This is a genomic window from Curtobacterium sp. AB7 (assembly GCF_044909335.1).
In the GTDB taxonomy this organism is placed as follows: domain Bacteria; phylum Actinomycetota; class Actinomycetes; order Actinomycetales; family Microbacteriaceae; genus Curtobacterium.
The window spans coordinates 1-18,285 of record NZ_JBIYED010000003.1; the positions used below are offsets into that span (position 1 = coordinate 1).

At 71.4% G+C, this 18,285-nt stretch carries 15 protein-coding genes; 6 read left to right on the plus strand and 9 right to left on the minus strand.

Annotation, left to right across the window (positions count from 1 at the left end; genetic code table 11):
* Positions 1 to 126: 126 nt before the first annotated feature.
* Positions 127 to 1,350 carry an alpha/beta fold hydrolase gene (locus tag ABH929_RS08540; protein WP_205462341.1) on the minus strand — a complete coding sequence of 408 codons (1,224 nt, stop codon included), beginning with the start codon at positions 1,348 to 1,350 and terminating at the stop codon, positions 127 to 129.
* 23 nt (positions 1,351 to 1,373) lie between these two features.
* Between ABH929_RS08540 and ABH929_RS08545 the strand changes: the two genes are divergently transcribed.
* From ABH929_RS08545 to ABH929_RS08560, 4 genes are all read left to right on the plus strand, one after another.
* Positions 1,374 to 1,955 carry a DUF3000 domain-containing protein gene (locus ABH929_RS08545; protein ID WP_263091692.1) on the plus strand — a complete coding sequence of 194 codons (582 nt, stop codon included), beginning with the start codon at positions 1,374 to 1,376 and terminating at the stop codon, positions 1,953 to 1,955.
* Complete coding sequence (locus ABH929_RS08550; RefSeq protein WP_404560886.1) at positions 1,952 to 3,208, plus strand: HRDC domain-containing protein; 1,257 nt, start codon at positions 1,952 to 1,954, stop codon at positions 3,206 to 3,208. Before ABH929_RS08545 ends, ABH929_RS08550 begins: the two co-directional genes overlap by 4 nt.
* A 127-nt stretch (positions 3,209 to 3,335) precedes the next feature.
* Positions 3,336 to 4,556: a thiolase family protein gene (locus ABH929_RS08555; protein ID WP_404560887.1), complete on the plus strand. Its 1,221-nt coding sequence runs from the start codon at positions 3,336 to 3,338 to the stop codon at positions 4,554 to 4,556.
* A complete protein-coding gene (locus ABH929_RS08560; RefSeq protein WP_404560888.1) occupies positions 4,553 to 6,697 on the plus strand; it encodes a 3-hydroxyacyl-CoA dehydrogenase NAD-binding domain-containing protein in 2,145 nt (714 codons plus the stop codon). Before ABH929_RS08555 ends, ABH929_RS08560 begins: the two co-directional genes overlap by 4 nt.
* A gap of 124 nt (positions 6,698 to 6,821) precedes the next feature.
* Here ABH929_RS08560 and ABH929_RS08565 read toward each other — a convergent pair whose 3' ends face one another.
* The 6 genes from ABH929_RS08565 to dut form a co-directional block, all read right to left on the minus strand.
* Positions 6,822 to 7,556, minus strand: coding sequence for a hypothetical protein (locus ABH929_RS08565; protein WP_404560889.1), 735 nt, complete (start codon positions 7,554 to 7,556; stop codon positions 6,822 to 6,824).
* A gap of 70 nt (positions 7,557 to 7,626) precedes the next feature.
* Positions 7,627 to 9,564 carry a 1-deoxy-D-xylulose-5-phosphate synthase gene (dxs, locus tag ABH929_RS08570; protein ID WP_404560890.1) on the minus strand — a complete coding sequence of 646 codons (1,938 nt, stop codon included), beginning with the start codon at positions 9,562 to 9,564 and terminating at the stop codon, positions 7,627 to 7,629.
* 305 nt (positions 9,565 to 9,869) lie between these two features.
* Complete coding sequence (acnA, locus tag ABH929_RS08575) at positions 9,870 to 12,686, minus strand: aconitate hydratase AcnA (RefSeq protein ID WP_404560891.1); 2,817 nt, start codon at positions 12,684 to 12,686, stop codon at positions 9,870 to 9,872.
* 129 nt (positions 12,687 to 12,815) lie between these two features.
* Positions 12,816 to 13,607, minus strand: coding sequence for a DUF3159 domain-containing protein (locus ABH929_RS08580; protein ID WP_404560892.1), 792 nt, complete (start codon positions 13,605 to 13,607; stop codon positions 12,816 to 12,818).
* 25 nt (positions 13,608 to 13,632) lie between these two features.
* Positions 13,633 to 14,370 (minus strand): DUF3710 domain-containing protein, encoded by a 738-nt coding sequence (locus tag ABH929_RS08585; protein ID WP_240347288.1) that lies wholly within the window; start codon positions 14,368 to 14,370, stop codon positions 13,633 to 13,635.
* Entirely contained in the window at positions 14,367 to 14,855 is a 489-nt protein-coding gene (dut, locus tag ABH929_RS08590; RefSeq protein ID WP_194647983.1) for a dUTP diphosphatase, read from the minus strand. The genes ABH929_RS08585 and dut overlap by 4 nt, the downstream gene beginning before the upstream one ends.
* A 69-nt stretch (positions 14,856 to 14,924) precedes the next feature.
* On the opposite strand from dut, the gene ABH929_RS08595 reads away from it, so the two are divergent.
* Entirely contained in the window at positions 14,925 to 15,356 is a 432-nt protein-coding gene (locus tag ABH929_RS08595; RefSeq protein WP_111086383.1) for a DUF3093 domain-containing protein, read from the plus strand.
* Between the two features lie 127 nt (positions 15,357 to 15,483).
* On the opposite strand, the gene ABH929_RS08600 is transcribed toward ABH929_RS08595, so the two are convergent.
* Complete coding sequence (locus tag ABH929_RS08600) at positions 15,484 to 15,783, minus strand: DUF4193 domain-containing protein (protein ID WP_031263038.1); 300 nt, start codon at positions 15,781 to 15,783, stop codon at positions 15,484 to 15,486.
* Between the two features lie 267 nt (positions 15,784 to 16,050).
* Here ABH929_RS08600 and sepH point away from each other — a divergent pair, with 267 nt between their 5' ends.
* Positions 16,051 to 17,085, plus strand: coding sequence for a septation protein SepH (gene sepH / locus ABH929_RS08605; RefSeq protein ID WP_276583233.1), 1,035 nt, complete (start codon positions 16,051 to 16,053; stop codon positions 17,083 to 17,085).
* A 12-nt stretch (positions 17,086 to 17,097) separates the two neighbouring features.
* On the opposite strand, the gene ABH929_RS08610 is transcribed toward sepH, so the two are convergent.
* Positions 17,098 to 18,264, minus strand: a complete 1,167-nt coding sequence (locus ABH929_RS08610) for an alkaline phosphatase family protein (protein ID WP_263091685.1) — start codon at positions 18,262 to 18,264, stop codon at positions 17,098 to 17,100.
* Positions 18,265 to 18,285: the final 21 nt, after the last annotated feature.

Here is an 18,285-nt window from a genome sequence, read left to right on the forward strand (position 1 = left end):
TGGGGGCCAGGGGGGGTCGCGCCCCGCGCCGGGGCCCGGCCGCGGGGCCGTCACCCGCCCCCGGGGGGCGGGGGGGGGGGGGGGGGCCCCGGGCCCCCCCCGCCTCCCGTCCGTCACCTGTCGCGTCTACCGCGCGCTGGCCGCCCCCCGACGCTGGACCACCTCGGTGAGCCACGCGAGGATGCGGGCGTCGAACCAGTCGGCGTCGTGGTTCCAGAGCTTGGTGTGCCGGGCGGTGGTCTGGACCTCGAGCCGGACCAGGTCGGGCCGTGCGCGCGCCAGGTCGTGCGAGGCCGAGGACGGCACGAACCCGTCGTCGTCGCTGTGCAGCAGGAGGATCGGCACCGTCAGCTCGGCGGACCGGGTGACCATGTCGAGCTCCCGCAGGTCCACCGGCTGCTGCAGGCCGGCCAGGCGGTGCAGCACCGGCGTGCGGAGCAGACGCTGGGCGACCTTGCGCACCGGCCGCGGCAGCCCCATGAGCTGGCTCTGCGACTTGAGCACCGCGTGCCAGTCGACCACGGGCGACTCGAGCACCACACCGTCGACGAGCTCGGCGAACCGTGAGCGCAGCAGGGTCTGCAGCACGACGGCGCCGCCCATCGACCAGCCCATGAGCACGACGCTCTGCGCGTTCTGGGCGCTGAGCCAGCGGAGGACGGAGTCGATGTCCTCCCACTCGGTGCTGCCCAGGCCGTAGCGGCCGTCGACGCTCGGCGGTGCGACGCCGTCGTTCCGCCACGACGCGAGCACGACCGAGTAGCCGGCGGCGCGGAAGACCGGGACGGCGCGGATGGTCTCGGCACGGGTGACACCGCGGCCGTGCACCAGGACGGCCCACGGGGCGTCCGGGTCGTCGGCGCGGACGACCCAGGCGGGTGCGGGCCCGTTCGGGGTCGGGATGTCGATGTCCTCGACGGGCACGTCGAGCTCGCCGGGGGTCAGGTAGAACCAACCGCCCCAGCGACCGCGTCGTGCAGCGGTCGGGTCGCCGGCGTCGATCGCGATGATGCGGCGCGTGACCGTGGTGTCGGTGGTTCCGAGGACCTCACCGACGCGCATGTGCCCGGTGCCGGCGCCGAACCAGAGGGAGTACCGGCCCTGCAACTCGGTGTCGGCGGTCCGCTCGATGGTCACGGTCATCCGGACCGGGTCGACGGCGTGGATCGGGACGCGTTCGGTGCGCTTGCGGTCCGGGGTGACGACGGCGCGGGCGACGGCGGCGACGAAGCCACCGATGACGGCCGTCCCCACGGCTGCTGCGGCCAGACCGGCGCCGAGGGCGATGAAGCCGGCCGATCGTGCGGTCTCCTGGACGGCGTCCTCGGCGGGTCGCGCGGATCGGGACATGGCCCGGAGCCTAGTCTGCATGTGTGTCCGAAACCCGAGAGCCCGACGCCTTCGCGCGGCTCCGCGCGTTCGTGTCGTCCGGCAGCAGCCGCTCCGAGACCACCGTCACCGAGATCCCCTCGCCCACGCGGATCGCACCGTCCTCGATCGCCCTGGCGGCGGACGTGTCCGGCACCGCGCACGGCGCCCCGTCCGACCTCGGCACCGGACGCTTCATCGCCCTGTACGACCCCGAAGAACCCGAGGGCTGGGGCGGCGCGTTCCGGGTGGTCTCGTTCGCGCAAGCACCACTCGAACCCGAGATCGGTGTCGACGAGTTCGTCGCCGACGTCACGTGGAGCTGGCTCGTCGACGCGCTCGCGACGCACGGTGCCGAGTACGACCACGCTTCGGGCACGGCCACCAAGATCATCTCGCGCGGGTACGGCGACCTCGCCGCACAGGGAGACGGCGCCCAGCTGGAACTCCGCGCGTCGTGGACGCCCCGCGGCGACGACCTCACCGCACACGTCCAGGCATGGCAGGACATCGTCGCCATGCTCGCCGGTCTGCCTCCCGCCTCGGACGGTGTGACCCTGCTGGCCCCGAGGAGGCTCGCCAAGTGACCGACCCCGCCAGCTCGACCCCCGGTGCACCGGACCCCGCGTTCGAGGACTCGCACGAGGCCGTCAAGGTCATCGACTCGCGCGACGACTACCTGGCCGCCGTCGCTGCGATCGCTGCGGGTCATGGCCCCGTCGCCGTCGACGCCGAGCGCGCCAGCGGCTACCGCTACTCGCAGCGCGCCTACCTGATCCAGGTGTTCCGCCGCGGTGCCGGCGCGTTCCTGTTCGACCCGATCCCGATCGGCGACTTCTCCGAGCTGCAGGCGGCCATCGTCGACGAGGAGTGGCTCTTCCACGCCGCGTCGCAGGACCTGCCGTGCCTGCAAGAGGTGGGCCTCGTCCCGACCCGCATCTTCGACACCGAACTCGGCGCACGCATCGCCGGGTTCCCCCGGGTCGGCCTCGGCGCCGTCGTCGAGCAGCTGCTCGGGATCACGCTCGCCAAGGCGCACTCGGCGGCCGACTGGTCGACCCGACCGCTGCCGCAGTCGTGGCTCGTGTACGCATCGCTCGACGTCGAACTCCTGCCCGACCTGCGCGACGCCCTCGCCGCGGAGCTCGACGAGGCCGGCAAGTCCCGCATCGCGGAGGAGGAGTTCGACGCGGTGCTGCACCGCGCCCCGAAGCCCGTCCGTGCCGAGCCGTGGCGCCGGCTGTCCGGCATGCACGCGCTCCGTGGCGCCCGCGCGCTGGCGATCGCCCGGTCGCTCTGGGTCGCCCGTGACGAGTACGCCCGCGCGGCCGACATCGCTCCGGGGCGCACGATCCCCGATGCCGCGATCGTCGCAGCGGCAGCCGCCGCACCGTCGTCGCGCACAGAACTCGGCGCTCTGAAGGCGTTCACGGGTCGCGCCAGCCGGTCCGAGCTCGACCGCTGGTGGGCCGCGGTCGACGAGGGCCGCACGACCGAGGACCTGCCGAAGCTCCGCGGCTCCGGTGAAGCGACGCTCCCGCCGCCCCGCGCCTGGGCCGACCGCAACCCCGCGGCCGACCGCCGGTACAAGGCCGCACGGGCCGCGGTGACGAAGCGGTCCGAGGAGCTCGACATCCCGCTCGAGAACCTCCTCACCCCGGAGACCCTGCGCGTGGTCTCGTGGGCACCGCCGTCGCCACCGTCGACCGAGCTGGTCGGGGCCGCCCTCGCCGCGCACGAGGCCCGTCCGTGGCAGGTGGAGGAACTGGCCTCGGTCATCGCCTCGGCCTTTGTCGCTGCTGCACAGCAGCCCGCGCCGGCGGATGACGTCGAGTCGTAGGAACCGCCCAACCGGCATGCGGCCGCCCAGCCTGGGGGCATAGCGTCGGGAGCGTCGCCGGGCGAGGCCCGGCCGGCCGGAGCGACCAGCGTTCCGGCCCGATCGATGAGGATCTGGGAGGCCCGGATTGCCAAAGGCATCAGACGTCGTGTTCGTGGACGGAGTACGGACGCCGTTCGGACGAGCCGGCGAGAAGGGGGTGTTCTGGAAGACCCGGTCCGACGACCTCGCGGTGCACGCGATGCGCGGACTGCTCGACCGGAACGCCTCGCTCGACACCGCAGCGGTGGACGACGTCGCCGTCGCGGCGACCACGCAGCAGGGTGACCAGGGGCTGACCCTCGGCCGTACCGTCGGCATGTTGGCCGGCCTGCCGAAGTCGGTCCCCGGGTACGCGATCGACCGCATGTGCGCCGGTGCCATGACGAGCGTCACGACGCTCGCGGGTGCCATCGCCTTCGGTGCCGCGGACATCGCGATCGCCGGTGGCGTCGAGCACATGGGGCGCCACCCGATGGGCTTCAACTCGGACCCGAACCCGCGGTTCATCGCCGAGCGCATGGTGTCGAGCGACGCGCTGGTGATGGGGTCCACCGCCGAGCGCCTGCACGACCGCTTCCCCGCGATCACGAAGGACCGCACGGACGCCTACGCCGTCCAGTCCCAGCAGCGCTACGCCGCCGCGTGGGCAGCCGGCAAGCTGCAACCCGACGTGATCCCGGTCGAGGTGAACAAGGGCGACGGGTGGGACGTCATCAGCACCGACGAGCCGCCGCGTCCGGGCACGACGCTCGAGGCGCTGGCCGCGCTGAAGACGCCGTTCCGCCCGCACGGACGGGTGACCGCCGGCAACGCCGCCGGCCTCAACGACGGCGCGACCATGAGCCTGCTCGCCTCGGCCGAGGGTGCCAAGGAGCACGGCCTGCCGACGAAGATGCGCATGGTCTCGTTCGCCTTCGCCGGCGTCGAGCCCGAGGTCATGGGCGTCGGCCCGGTCCCCGCGACCGACAAGGCGCTCTCGAAGGCCGGCCTGTCCATCGACGACATCGGCCTGTTCGAGATCAACGAGGCGTTCGCGGTGCAGGTGCTCGCGTTCCTCGACAACTACGGCATCGCCCAGGACTCACCGAACGTCAACGCGTGGGGCGGCGCGATCGCCGTCGGCCACCCGCTGGCATCGAGCGGTGTCCGCCTGATGACCCAGCTCGCCGCGCAGTTCGCCGAGCGCCCGGACGTCCAGTACGGCATCACCACGATGTGCATCGGACTCGGCCAGGGCGGCACCGTCATCTGGGAGAACCCCGGCTTCAGCAAGTCCGCAGCACGTTCGGCTCGGAAGGGGGCATGAGCATGACCACTGTCGACACCGACCGTCTGTCCGAACTCAGCGAGGACGAGGTCGTCACGCACTCGTTCGTCAAGCACGTCACGATGCCCTCCGGTGGCACCCTGGCGCTCATCACGCTCGACAACGGCAAGGACTACAAGCGTCCGAACACCCTCGGGCCGCGCACGCTGCACGAACTCTCCGGGGTGCTCGACACCCTGAAGACCGAGGCGGCGGCCGGGACGATCCAGGGCGTCGCGATCACCGGCAAGGAGTACTGCTTCGCCGCCGGGGCCGACCTGTCGCAGGCAGCGTCCGTGCCGTCGCGTGCGGTGGCGCACGACCTCGCGGCCCTCGGCCACGCCACCCTCCGCAAGCTGTCCGACCTCGGTGTGCCGTCGTTCGCGTTCATCAACGGCATCGCCCTCGGCGGCGGGCTCGAGATCGGGCTGCACTGCACCTACCGGGTGTTCTCGTCCGCCGCGCAGGGCATCGGCCTGCCCGAGGTCTTCCTCGGCATCATCCCCGGCTGGGGTGGCGCGACGCTCCTCCCCCGCCTGATCGGCCCCGAACGAGCGCTCCGCGTCATCGTCGAGAACCCGCTCAAGAACAACCGCCTGATGGACGGCCCGGCTGCGGTCGAGATCGGCATCGGCGACGTGCTCATCCCGTCGGTGACGTTCCTGCCGTCGGCAGTCGCCTGGGCCGACGGCGTCATCGCCGGTCGTGTGTCGGTCAAGCGGCCAAACGAACCCGGCATGCTCGAGAAGGCTGCCTGGGGCACGGTCGTCAAGGTCGCCCGTGGGCAGGTCGCGTCGAAGATCGGGACGGTGCCGAAGTCGCCGTTCCGCGCGCTCGACCTCGTGGCCGCCGCTCGCGGCGGTTCCCTGGACGAGCGGTTCGCCGACGAGGACGACGCCCTCGCCGACCTGCTCTCCGGCGACCAGTTCGCCGCGTCGATGTACGCGTTCGACCTGGTGCAGAAGCGTGCGAAGAAGCCCGTCGGTGCACCGCAAGGCGTCGAGCCGAAGAAGATCACGAAGGTCGGCGTCCTCGGCGCCGGTCTGATGGCCTCGCAGTTCGCGCTGCTGTTCGCCCGACGACTCGGCGTCCCCGTCGTGATCACCGACGTCGACCAGTCCCGCGTCGACGCCGGTGTCGAGCGGATCCGCGGTGAGGTCGGCAAGCTGCTCGAGAAGGGGCGGATCTCCCCCGACGACGCCAACCGCATCACGGCACTCGTCAGCGGGTCGGTGTCGTACGACGCCTTCGCCGACGCCGACTGGGTGATCGAGGCCGTCTTCGAGGAGATGAGCGTCAAGCAAGAGGTCTTCCGGAAGATCGAGCAGGTCATCGCGCCGGATGCCATCCTCGCCACGAACACCTCGTCGTTGTCCGTCTCCGAGATGGGTTCGGTGCTCTCCGACCCGTCGCGCCTGGTCGGGTTCCACTTCTTCAACCCGGTCGCCGTGATGCCGTTGCTCGAGGTCGTCCGCACCGCCGACACCTCCGACGAGACCCTCGTCACGGCTCTCGCCGTCGCGAAGACCCTCAAGAAGACGGCGATCATCACGGCCGACCAGCCGGGCTTCGTCGTCAACCGGGTGCTCGCACGGGTCCTCGGTGAGGCGATGCGCGGGGTCGAGGAAGGCACCTCGTTCGACGTCGTGGCGGCCGGTGCCGCACCTCTGGGACTGCCGATGTCGCCGTTCGAGCTGCTCGAGCTCGTCGGTCTGCCGGTCGGGGCGCACGTGCTCGACTCGCACCACGCCGCCTGGCCGGAGCGCTTCTACCCCGGTGACGGGCTGAAGACGATCGCCGAGTACGGGAAGATCCTGACCCGCGACAAGAAGGGCAACGCGACCGGGTACGACCCCGCCGCCGTCAAGCTCGTCGCGCCGTCGAAGAAGGACGCGAAGCCCGTCGACGCCGCCGCGATGCAGCAGCGCTTCGAGGACGCCCTGGCCGACGAGCTGCACCGCATGCTCGAGGACGAGGTCGTCCAGCACGTCGAGGAGATCGACCTCGGCCTGATCCTCGGTGCGGGCTACCCGTTCCAGGCCGGTGGGATCAGCCCGTACCTGGACCGCAGTGGGGCGTCCGAGCGCGTCTTCGGTGGGAGCTTCCACGACCCGCTGATCGTCGGCCCGGCTTCGCGCTAGCCGGCGCGAGTCCGTCCCGCACAACCGAAGTCACCCCGAATCGCGGATCGCCGTGGTTCGGGGTGACTTTGGTTGTGCGTGGCCGGCCCGCTGCGGTGTTGTCCACCGCCGCCGTCAACCTTCGTCAACCGCCGACGCAGTCGTTGCTGCCGCTGAAGCACGGCGGGACCGACGGCCGGGGTGCCGGCGGCGCGGGCGGCTCGTTGTCGTACGACGTGAAGTACGTGGCGCTGTGCGTCACGACGAGCACGTAGTCCGCCCCGCTCGCCCGGACGGCGTCATCGCGTCCGTCGACGCCGACACCCGGTGCGGACTGCACGACGGACGATCCCTCCGACTGCCAGAGTCCGAGTGACCCGTCCCAACCGCGGACCCGCACGACCGCGAACCGGTCCGGCCCGATGTCGTTGCCGAGTGCGATCGACTGCCGCCCACCGATGTCGACCAAGTACGGTGTCGATCCGTCCGGCTGGATCGCCTGTGCCACGAGGTCCTCGTCGGTCAGGCCGCCCGTGCGCAGCGCCGGTCCGGCGATGCGCACCGCGTCGACGGGTGTCGTTGCACCGTCGATCGTGTACACCGCTCCGGCGTCGATCCGACACGTCGTGCCCGAAGCGGGCTGGAAGAACCCGGAGTTGCTCGCGTGGCCGCACGAGTCGGTCCAGGTGGCATCGACCCGGTGGACCGCGGCGGTGCCCTCCCAGTCGACCACACGGTGCATCGTCTGTCTGGCGCCGACCCGGGCATCTGCACCGAGCTCCGGCGTGACCGTGCCGTCGTTCATCGCCGCACACCCTGAGGACAGCGCCACCACCGCGAGACCGATCGCCACCGCCGTCGTCCTGAGCCCCCGTCGCATGCGGCGATCCTGCCAGACGTTCCCGAGGGACATGCCCCTGGCGGCATGAGTGCCCTCGCGCGGTCAGCGCCTAGCGGTCGGAGCCGGCGGACTCCCGCGACCGGGCGGGCTTCGCCTGCGGCAGCTTCGTCCCGACGACCTGGTCGATGACGTCGCGGGCGATCGCCTGCGCGGTCAGCCCGACGTCGGCGAGGATCTGCGACCGGGTCGCGTGGTCGATGAACTCGTCCGGCAGTCCCAGCTCGTTCACGCCCGTGTCGACCCCGGCGGCCCGCAGGTCCTGCCGGAGCCGGGTCCCGACACCACCGACACGCACGCCGTCCTCGATCGTGATGACCAGGCGGTGGGTCCGCGACAGCTCGATGAGCGAGCCCGGGATCGGGACCACCCAGCGCGGGTCGACGACGGTGACGCCGATGCCCTGCGCCTCGAGCAGCGCCGCGGCCTCGAGGGCCGTCGGCACCATCGAGCCGACGGCCACGAAGAGCACGTCCTCGACGCCGTCCGCGGCGGCGTGCAGCACGTCCACACCGTCGGGGAGACGACGGACGGCGGCGATGTCCGGTCCGACCTGGCCCTTCGACCACCGGAGCACGGTGGGGGCGTCGTCGACGGCGATCGCCTCGCGGAACTCCTCGCGCAGGGTCGCTGCGTCACGCGGTGCGGCGATCCGGATGCCGGGCACGACCTGCAGCAACGCGAGGTCCCACATGCCGTGGTGCGACGGTCCGTCCGGACCGGTGATCCCGGCACGGTCGAGCACGAACGTCACGCCGGCCTTGTGCAGGGCGACGTCCATCAGCACCTGGTCGAACGCCCGGTTCAGGAACGTCGCGTACAGCGCCACCACGGGGTGGAGGCCGCCGTAGGCGAGGCCCGCGGCGGTCGTCACGGCGTGCTGCTCGGCGATGCCGACGTCGTACACGCGGTCGGGGTGCTGCTCCTGGAACAGGTGCAGTCCGGTCGGACGGAGCATCGCCGCCGTGATCGCGACGATCCGGGGATCCGCGGCGCCGGCGTCGGCCAACGAGGACGCGAACACCGAGGTCCACGACGGACCCGACGCGGCGTCGAGCGACTCCCCCGTCTCCGGGTCGATGTGCCCGACGGCGTGGAACTGGTCGGCCTGGTCACGCAGGGCCGGCTCGAACCCGTGGCCCTTCTCGGTGATCGCGTGCACGATCGTCGGGGCGCCGTAGGCCTTCGCCTGACGGAGCGCCGCCTCCATGGCCCGCTGGTCGTGTCCGTTGACCGGCCCGATGTACTTGATGTCGAGGTTCGAGTACAGCGCCTCGTTGTTCGTGAAGCGCGACAGGAACCCGTGCAGGCCGCCGCGCATCCCGCGGTAGACGGCCCGGCCGGGGGCACCGAAGCGATCGGCCACGGCCCGGGAGGTCTCGTACAGCGCCCGGTACTCACGCCGTGTGCGCATGGAGCTGAGGAACCGCGCCATGCCGCCGATCGTCGGGGCGTACGAGCGGCCGTTGTCGTTGACGACGATGACCAGGCGGCGGTCGTTGTCGTCCGAGATGTTGTTGAGCGCCTCCCACGTCATCCCACCGGTGAGGGCGCCGTCTCCGACCACCGCGACGACGGTGCGGTCGGTCTGCCCGGTCTGCCCGAACGCGCGGGAGATCCCGTCGGCCCAGGACAGGGAGGACGACGCGTGCGAGGACTCCACGATGTCGTGCTCGGACTCGCTCCGCTGCGGGTAGCCGGCGATGCCGCCCCGCTCGCGGAGCTTCGAGAAGTCCTGCCGCCCGGTGACGAGCTTGTGCACGTACGACTGGTGCCCGGTGTCGAACACGAAGGGGTCGTTCGGCGAGTCGAACACCCGGTGCATCGCGAGCGTCAGCTCGACCACGCCGAGGTTGGGCCCGAGGTGGCCGCCGGTCTTGGCGACCTCGGCCACCAGGAACCGGCGGATCTCGGCGGCGAGTTCGGTCATCTGCACGTCGGAGAGACGCTTCAGGTCGCGCGGCGACGTGATGCTGCTGAGCAGGCTCACGGGCGCTCCTTTCGTGGGGCTGTCGGCCCACTCTATGCGCGTGGGGACAGAACGGACTGGAGGCGGGGGGGGCGCGGGGCCCCCCCCCCCCCCCCCGGGGGGGGGGGGGGGGGCCCCGCCCCCCCCCCCCCCGGGGGGGGGGCCCGGCGGGGGCGGCCCCCCCCCGGGGGCCGGGGGGGGGGCCGCCCCGCCCCCGGGGCGCGCCCCGGGGGGGGGGGGCCCCCCCCCCGGGGGGGGGGGCCCCCCCCCGGGGGGGGGGGGGGGGCCCCGCGCCCCCCCCGCCTCCAGGCAGTATCCGGGTCGCGTCAGACGAGCGACCGGAGCACGTACTGCAGGATGCCGCCGTTGCGGTAGTAGTCGGCCTCGCCCGGGGTGTCGATGCGGACGACCGCGTCGAACTCGACCGGCTGCTTGCCGGCGGGCGAGTGCTCGCTCGGCGTCGCGGTGACGTGCACGGTCTTCGGGGTGCGCCCCTCGTTCAGCTCGGTCAGGCCCGAGATCGAGACGACCTCGGTGCCGTCGAGCCCGAGGGACTCGACCGTCTCGCCCGCCGGGAACTGCAGCGGGACGACGCCCATGCCGATGAGGTTCGAGCGGTGGATCCGCTCGAAGCTCTCGGTGATGACGGCGCGGACACCGAGCAGGTTCGTGCCCTTGGCCGCCCAGTCGCGCGACGAGCCCGAGCCGTACTCCTTGCCACCGAAGATGACGAGCGGGATGCCCTGCTCCTGGTAGTGCTGCGACGCGTCGTAGATGAACGACTGCTCGCCGTCGGCGGTCGTGAAGTCGCGGGTGTAGCCGCCCTCCACGCCGTCGAGCAGCTGGTTGCGCAGCCGGATGTTCGCGAACGTGCCGCGGATCATCACCTCGTGGTTGCCGCGACGCGAGCCGTAGGAGTTGAAGTCCTTGCGGTCGACGTCGTGCTCGGCCAGGTACCTGCCGGCCGGGCTGTCCGCCTTGATCGAGCCGGCGGGCGAGATGTGGTCGGTCGTGACCGAGTCACCGAGCTTCGCGAGCACGCGGGCACCGGAGATGTCCGACACCGCGTCGGGCTGCATGGTCATGCCCTCGAAGTACGGGGGCTTCCGCACGTAGGTCGACTCCTGGTCCCACTCGAAGGTGTCGCCCGTGGGGGTCGGCAGGTTCTTCCAGCGGTCGTCGCCCTCGAACACGGAGCCGTACTCGTGGGTGAACATCTCGGTGTCGATCGACTCGTCGATGACCTGCTGCACCTCGGCCGCGTCGGGCCAGATGTCCTGCAGGTAGACGTCGTTGCCGTCCTGGTCCGTGCCGAGGGCGTCCTTGTCGAAGTCGAAGTGCATCGACCCGGCGAGGGCGTACGCGATGACCAGGGGCGGGGACGCCAGGTAGTTCATCTTGACGTCGGGGTTGATGCGCCCCTCGAAGTTCCGGTTGCCCGAGAGCACCGCGGTGACGGCGAGGTCGTTGTCCTGCACGGCCTGCGAGATCTCGTCGGGCAGCGGGCCCGAGTTGCCGATGCAGGTGGTGCAGCCGTAGCCGACCGTGTAGAAGCCGAGCTGCTCGAGGGAGGTCGTGAGACCGGCCTTCTCGTAGTAGTCGGTGACGACCTTGGACCCGGGGGCGAGCGTCGTCTTGACCCACGGCTTCGAGGTCAGGCCCTTGGCGGCGGCGTTCCGCGCGAGGATGCCGGCCGCCATCATGACGGACGGGTTCGACGTGTTCGTGCACGAGGTGATCGCGGCGATCGCGACGGCACCGTGGTCGATCGTGAACGGGTCGGCCCCGTCCATCGCGACCTTCGTCGGGGCCGAGGCCGTCGACGGGGCACTCGACACGTGGACGTGCTCGTGCAGGTCGGTGTCCTCGTTGGTCGAGCCCGCGGCGATCGGGTCGGAGGCCGGGAAGGTCTCCTCCACCGCGTCGTCGAGGTCGGTCTGCTCGCTCGGGGTCGTGTAGTTGTTCAGGTCGACCTCGAACTGGTCCTTCGCCTTGGACAGTTCGATGCGGTCCTGCGGACGCTTCGGTCCCGAGATCGACGGCACGACCGTGGAGAGGTCGAGCTCCATGTACTCGGAGTACGCCGGCTCGACCGAGGCGTCGTGCCACAGGCCCTGGGCCTTGGAGTACGCCTCGACCAGGGCGATCTGTGCCTCGTCGCGACCGGTCAGACGCAGGTAGTCGAGCGTGACGTCGTCGACCGGGAAGATCGCAGCGGTCGAGCCGAACTCGGGCGACATGTTGCCGATGGTGGCGCGGTTGGCGAGCGGGACGGCGCCGACACCCTCGCCGTAGAACTCGACGAACTTGCCGACGACACCGTGCTTGCGGAGTTCCTGCGTGATGGTGAGCACCACGTCGGTCGCGGTCACGCCGGCGGGGATCTCACCGGAGAGCTTGAAGCCGACGACCTTCGGGATGAGCATCGACACCGGCTGGCCGAGCATCGCTGCCTCGGCCTCGATGCCGCCGACGCCCCAGCCGAGGACACCGAGCCCGTTCACCATCGTGGTGTGCGAGTCGGTCCCGACGAGGGTGTCGGGGTAGGCGTAGGTCTCGCCGTCGAGGTCACGCGTGTAGGTGACCTTCGCCAGGTACTCGATGTTCACCTGGTGCACGATGCCGGTGCCCGGCGGGACGACCTTGAAGTCCTCGAACGCGGTCTGGCCCCAGCGGAGGAACTGGTAGCGCTCCCCGTTCCGCTCGTACTCGAGGTCGGTGTTGCGCTGGAGTGCGTCAATGCTGCCGAAGAGGTCGGCGATGACCGAGTGGTCGATGACCATCTCGGCCGGGGAGAGCGGGTTGATCTTGTTCGGGTCGCCGCCGATGTCCGCCATCGCCTCGCGCATGGTGGCGAGGTCGACGATGCACGGCACACCCGTGAAGTCCTGCATGACGACGCGCGCCGGCGAGAACTGGATCTCGGTGTCCGGGTCGGCGTCGGGTCGCCAGGAGCCGAGCGCGCGGATCTGCGCCTCGGTGACGTTCTTGCCGTCCTCGGTGCGGAGGAGGTTCTCGAGCAGCACCTTCAGGCTGTACGGGAGCTTCTCGTGCCCGGGCACCGTGTCGATCCGGTGGATCGCGTAGTCGACACCCCCAACCGACAGTGTGTCCTTCGAGCCGAAGCTATTGACTGCAGCCACCGTGCCGCCTCCCTACTGATCGGTTTGCCCTCATCATCGCGGGCCGTGGTCCGTCCCACCAGCAAGGCAAACCTAATCCCGCTGACGTCGGAACGCCGGACGAGAAAGTCTCTTGATGTCGAGACAACTCTACACCGTGGCGGCGTCGTCCCTCCGCACGAACACGGTGCGGACCAGCAGCCACGTGACCCACAGCACGGCGGCGTAGAGCGGGACGCCGAGGATGAGCTTGAGGCCGGCGAGCAGCTCGACCTGCGCGGTGAGGTACAGCGGCACCTCGACGGCCAGGCGGAGCGCGAAGAGCCCGACCCAGATCCAGGTGGCGACCGTCAGCACGCGGCGCTTGACCGGGTCGGCGCGCCAGTCGACGTGCGAGCCGTCCTCGTTCGCCGGCAGCAGGAACCCGACGACCAGACCGATGAGCGGCCAGCGGACGGCGAGGGAGACCAGGAGCCCGACCAACCACACCGAGTTGATGATGATCCCCGGGATGAAGTTGCTCTCGGCGCGTCCGGTGATGAGTGCGAGGCCGGCCGACACCGCGACGCCGAGGATGCCCGCGAAGGACATCGTCAGCGACTGTCGCTGCACCAGGCGGAGGACGACGAACACCAGGCCGACGACGACCGGGATCACGACACTCGGCACGAGCTCCTTCGTGATCGCGTAGACGACGAGGAACGCGAACCCGGGCAGTACCGACTCGGCGAGGCCGCGGGTCCCGCCGACCGCTCCGAGCAGCGCGCGCCCGGAGGGCGCCTCGCCAGGGGCGACGCGGGCGATGCCCGCGTTCTGCACCGCGTCGCGGAACTGTGCGGAGAACGACGGCGCAGCCGACGCTGCGTCAGGTGTTCCAGCGGACGCGGGCACGGCTTCGGACCCGGCCGTCTCGGGTCGGTGGGTGTCGTCGTGTTCCGGCACCGTGCCTCCAGGGCGGGTCAGGTCGTCAGATCGCGGTCTGCGTCGACTTCGGCATGTGCAGCGGGATGAGGTCGCGCGGCGGCATCGGCGTCGTGCCGCGCACGACGACGACGCTGCGGAAGAGCTCCTCGATCTCGCTCGCGTCGTCGGGCTGCTCGGCAGCCTTGCCGGCGATCACGCCGCGCAGGAACCAACGCGGGCCGTCGACGCCGACGAAGCGGGCCGGACGGACGCCGGCGGTGCCACCGTCCCCGTCGACCGCGACCGGCACGGACGCGCGGAGCTCGGGGCCGAACGGGCCGTCGACCTCGGTCACGACACCGCCCTGGCGCTCGATCTGCTCGGCGATCTGTGCGCGGATCTCGTGCCACAGACCCGTCGAGCGGGGTGCGGCGAACGGCTGGACCTGCAGCGTGGAGTCGTCGTAGTCGAGCCCGACCGCGACGACGCGCTGCGAGCCCTCCTCGACCTCGAGGCGCAGGTGCAGGCCCTCGCGCGGCAGGACCTTCACGCCGCCCAGGTCGACGTACGGACGGACCAGGTTCGCCTCGGTCTCGTCGTGCGGGCCGTTCTCGGCGCGGTCCTCGGGTGCGGACTTGTCCGTCGGGGCGACCCCGTCGACCTCGTCGAGGTCCGCGTCGGCGTCCGTCGCGATGTCGACCTCGGGGGTCGTGTCCGCGATCTCGACCTCGTCGGCGACGGCCTCGGCCACCTCGACCTCGGCGGCCTCGACCTCGTCACGCTTGCGTCGACCGAACTTCATGCGCGCGTTCCTTCCTGAACATCATCGGCGGCGCCGGTCACGGCACCGCTCCGGTCACCGTAGCCGGACGAGCCGAAGCCGCCCTGGCCCCGGACGCTGTCGGGGAGTTCCTCGACACGCGTGTACGTCACCCGCGGCACGGGCATGACGATCAGCTGTGCGATGCGGTCACCCACGTGCACCTCGTACGGTTCGGACCGGTCGGTATTGAGCAGCGAGACCTTGATCTCGCCGCGGTACCCGGAGTCGACCGTGCCCGGGCTGTTGACGATGGTGATGCCGTGCTTGGCGGCGAGCCCGCTGCGCGGGACCACGAACGCGGCGTACCCCTCGGGGAGCGCGATCCGCAGCCCGGTCGCGGCCAGGTGGCGCTCGCCCGGCTGCAGCACGAAGGCCTCGGTCGAGACGAGGTCGGCACCGGCGTCACCGGGGTGGGCGTGTCCGGGGCGGTTCTCCCCGGTCCAGAGGACGTCGACTGGTTCCATCACGTGTCGAGGGTAGTGCAGAGACGTGACCCGACCGTGACCTGCCCCGAGTCGTGGTCGAATGGACCCGTGACCCTGTACCGCGAACGACTCTGGGCCCCGCCCGCCCTGTACCTGGCGACGGCGCTCGTCATCCCCGCCACCCTGCTCGTGTTCCTGCCCATCAGCGTGCTCGCCGGTGTGCTCGTGGCGATCGGCATGGAGCTCGGCGTCCTCGTGCTCCTGTGGGCTCTCGCACCCACCATCGAGGTCACGGACAGCGAGTTCCGCGCCGGCAAGGCGCACCTCCCCCGCGCACTCGTCGGCAGCGTCGAGGCGTTCGAGGGGGCCGAGGCGACCACGCAGCGCGGCCCGAAGCTCGACGCCCGAGCGTGGACGCTCTTCCGGGGCTACGTGCGCGGGGTCGTCAAGGTCGAGGTCCGCGACGACGCCGACCCGACGCCCTACTGGCTGGTCAGCGTCCGGCAGCCCACCAAGGTGGTCGAGGCGCTCCGGTCCTGACGGACCGCGGCGGGCGACCGGGAGGCACGGCGCGCGTCCGCCCCGCACCGCACGACGAAGGCCCCGCATCCTGGAGGATGCGGGGCCTTCGGCGATCGGTGCGTCTACAGCGCTGCGACGGTGCTCGCTACAGCGCTGCGCATTCCGCGCAGACCGGCCCGAGCTTCGACTCGTGGTCGAGCTGGGAGCGGTGCTTCACGAGGAAGCACTCGACGCAGGTGAACTCATCGACCTGCGGGGGCAGCACGACGACGTCGAGGTCGACGTCGCTCAGGTCCTGCCCGGCGAGTTCGAAGCTGCCGGGGTTGTCCGAATCATCGTCGACGACCCCCGACATCTTGTCGGGAACGCGCTCCTTGAGGGCCTCGATCGACTCCGAATCGGAGTTGTCATCGGTCTTCCGGGGGGCGTCGTAATCGGTGGCCATGCCCATCCATTTCTCGTATCGAGAGGTCGTCGCCGGGTGATCGGCGGCGACAGTTTGCACTACGTCCCGCCAGAGTGCAAACCGAGATCTGCGGCGGGTCGTCACGGCGCTGCAACCCGTGACCGGATCGGGACATTCCCGACACCCGTCGCCGCTGGTGCGCAGACTCCGCGGCACGCCCGTGCGCCTCCGTGGAAACCGTCCGCGACCACTGCATACTCACGGGGTACGACGCACGACCGTACGCGACGCTGGGAAGGCTGGACCATGCAAGACGTGAGAGTCATCGGAGTCGAGGCAGGCGCACTCCTCCTGGCGACCGACGGCGGTACCGAGTTCCGGTTGCCCGTCACGTCCTCGCTGCCGGGGCAGGTCCGGCAGGCCAACCCCGACGCCGGTCCGCAGAAGCGGGTCTCCCCCAAGGACGTGCAGGCACGCATCCGTGGTGGTGCCGACGCCGCCGACGTCGCGGCCGCGCTCGACGTCGACGTCGAGTACGTCCGACGCTTCGAGGGCCCGGTGCTCGCCGAGCGTGCGTTCGTCCTCGACGCCTCGCACCGCGTCCCGGTGACCCCGGTCGACGACGAGGCCCCCGACACCTTCGGCGCAGCGATCACCGCGAAGCTCGAGGCCGGCGAGGCCACCGCGATCAGCTGGGGCTCGTGGAAGCACCCGGAGAGCGGCTGGCAGGTCCGGGTCCACTACACCGCGGCCGAGGTCGAGCACGACGCCCAGTGGCGCTTCGACCCGAAGACCTCGACGCTCGTGCCGGACAACGGCGACGCGCACCGGCTCTCGCACACCGACGACGAGGGCATCGCGCCCCGCCTGCGCGCCGTGGAGTACGAGCAGCAGGACGACGACGGCACCCGCTTCGACTCCGGTGCCTTCCGCGTCGAGGAAGAGGACGAGGCCGTCACGAACCCCGACGTCTCCGACCGCGCCCCACTCCGTGCACCGCTGCCCCGCATCGGCCAGGCGGCCGTCGAGGAGCGCGCACCCGGCAACGAGACCGCCGACCTGCTCGAGGCGCTCCGCCGCCGCCGTGGGGAGCGCGAGGCCGCCTCGTTCGGCGAGCAGCGCGACGAGCCGGCCCGCGGCACCTCGATCAGCGTCGTCGACATCCCGCTGCAGGGGTTCGAGGACGAGTCCCAGGGCGACACCGTCCCGCCGTCCGCCGACGCCCGTCCGGCATCGGCGCCCGAAGCCGAGGGCCGTGCGGAGCGCAAGAAGCGCAACCGCCGGTCGATGCCGAGCTGGGACGAGATCGTCTTCGGCACGCGCCCGGAGGACCCGGCCTGAGCCGACCGTCCGCTACTGCGCGAACGCCCCGGCGAGCCGCAGCGGGACGAACGTCTCCTCGTCGGTCATCGCACCGTGCTGACCGATCATGCGCTTCGGCACCTCGCCGTCACGCAGCTCGCGGTCGTCGTTGAACGCCCACGACCCGCGTGCCACGACGATCACGTCGCCGATGCGCGGGACCACCTGCGGCGAGACCGCACCGAACCACCCGGCGGCGATCGCCTCGTCGCGGCTGGCGACGTACGCCTTCTTGCCGTAGCGCGCCCGGAACGCCCCGACCAGCCCGCGCACGTCGGTGCCCGGCGCCACCGTGAACTGGCGGCACCGCGGATCGCCGGCCACCCCGACGACGTCCTTCAGCAGGAGCGGGTCGATGGCGATGTTCGCGTGGTCGGGCACGTCGAGCACACCGTGGTCCGCGGTGACGAGGACGCCCACGTCCGGCGCACCGCGGGCGTCGAGGCGTGTGAGCTCGCCGTCGAGCAGCTCGAGCGTCGCCGTCCACCGGTCGGACTGCCACCCGGACTTGTGGCCGATCGAGTCGAGCTCCGGCACGTACAGGTACACGAGCGACCGACCGGTGGCGGTCTCGGCCAGGGCGGCGTCGATGCGCTCCGGGATCGTGTCCGCCGACACGTACCGCGCGCCGCCGAGCACGTTCGCGGTCATGCCCGACGCCCGGTACCGGTCGGGGCCGACGACGACGGGGTCGACGCCGAGCTCCGCGGCGCGGGTGAAGAGCGTCTCGGTGAGGAACCAGTCCGCGGGCACCTCGGTGTCCCACCCGCCGAGCAGGTTCATCACGGCAGCGGTGTCCGGGTTCCAGCCGCTGTACCCGACGACGCCGTGCGTGCCGGGCGACCGTCCGGTGGTCAGGGTGCTCAGTGCCGCGGCCGTCGTGGTCGGGAACCCGCTGCGCAGCCTCTTCGCGGTGCCGGACCCCTTCGCGGCCGTGAGCCATCGGGCGTGCCCGGCGCGAGCCGACAGCGCGGCGCTCCCGAGGCCGTCGACCAGGACGACGATCGCGGAACGGGCGGGACGGAGGGCGATCCGGGCCTCCAGGCCGTGGTCACGCGACCACGCGCCGTCCGCAGCCCCGAGGGCCACGAGGCAACTCGGGAAGACGTCGGCGAGGTTGGCGGCGGCGTCGGGGGCCGTCGGTACGCTTGTTCCCATTCCAACGAGTCTTCCAGAAAG

Coding starts and splice junctions, on each gene's coding strand:
- ABH929_RS08560 (WP_404560888.1), top strand. CDS start 4,553: ATGAGCATGACCACTGTCGACACCGACCGTCTGTCCGAACTCAGCGAG.
- ABH929_RS08585 (WP_240347288.1), bottom strand. CDS start 14,370: ATGAAGTTCGGTCGACGCAAGCGTGACGAGGTCGAGGCCGCCGAGGTC.
- dut (WP_194647983.1), bottom strand. CDS start 14,855: ATGGAACCAGTCGACGTCCTCTGGACCGGGGAGAACCGCCCCGGACAC.
- sepH (WP_276583233.1), top strand. CDS start 16,051: ATGCAAGACGTGAGAGTCATCGGAGTCGAGGCAGGCGCACTCCTCCTG.
- ABH929_RS08565 (WP_404560889.1), bottom strand. CDS start 7,556: ATGCGACGGGGGCTCAGGACGACGGCGGTGGCGATCGGTCTCGCGGTG.
- ABH929_RS08610 (WP_263091685.1), bottom strand. CDS start 18,264: ATGGGAACAAGCGTACCGACGGCCCCCGACGCCGCCGCCAACCTCGCC.
- ABH929_RS08600 (WP_031263038.1), bottom strand. CDS start 15,783: ATGGCCACCGATTACGACGCCCCCCGGAAGACCGATGACAACTCCGAT.
- ABH929_RS08540 (WP_205462341.1), bottom strand. CDS start 1,350: ATGTCCCGATCCGCGCGACCCGCCGAGGACGCCGTCCAGGAGACCGCA.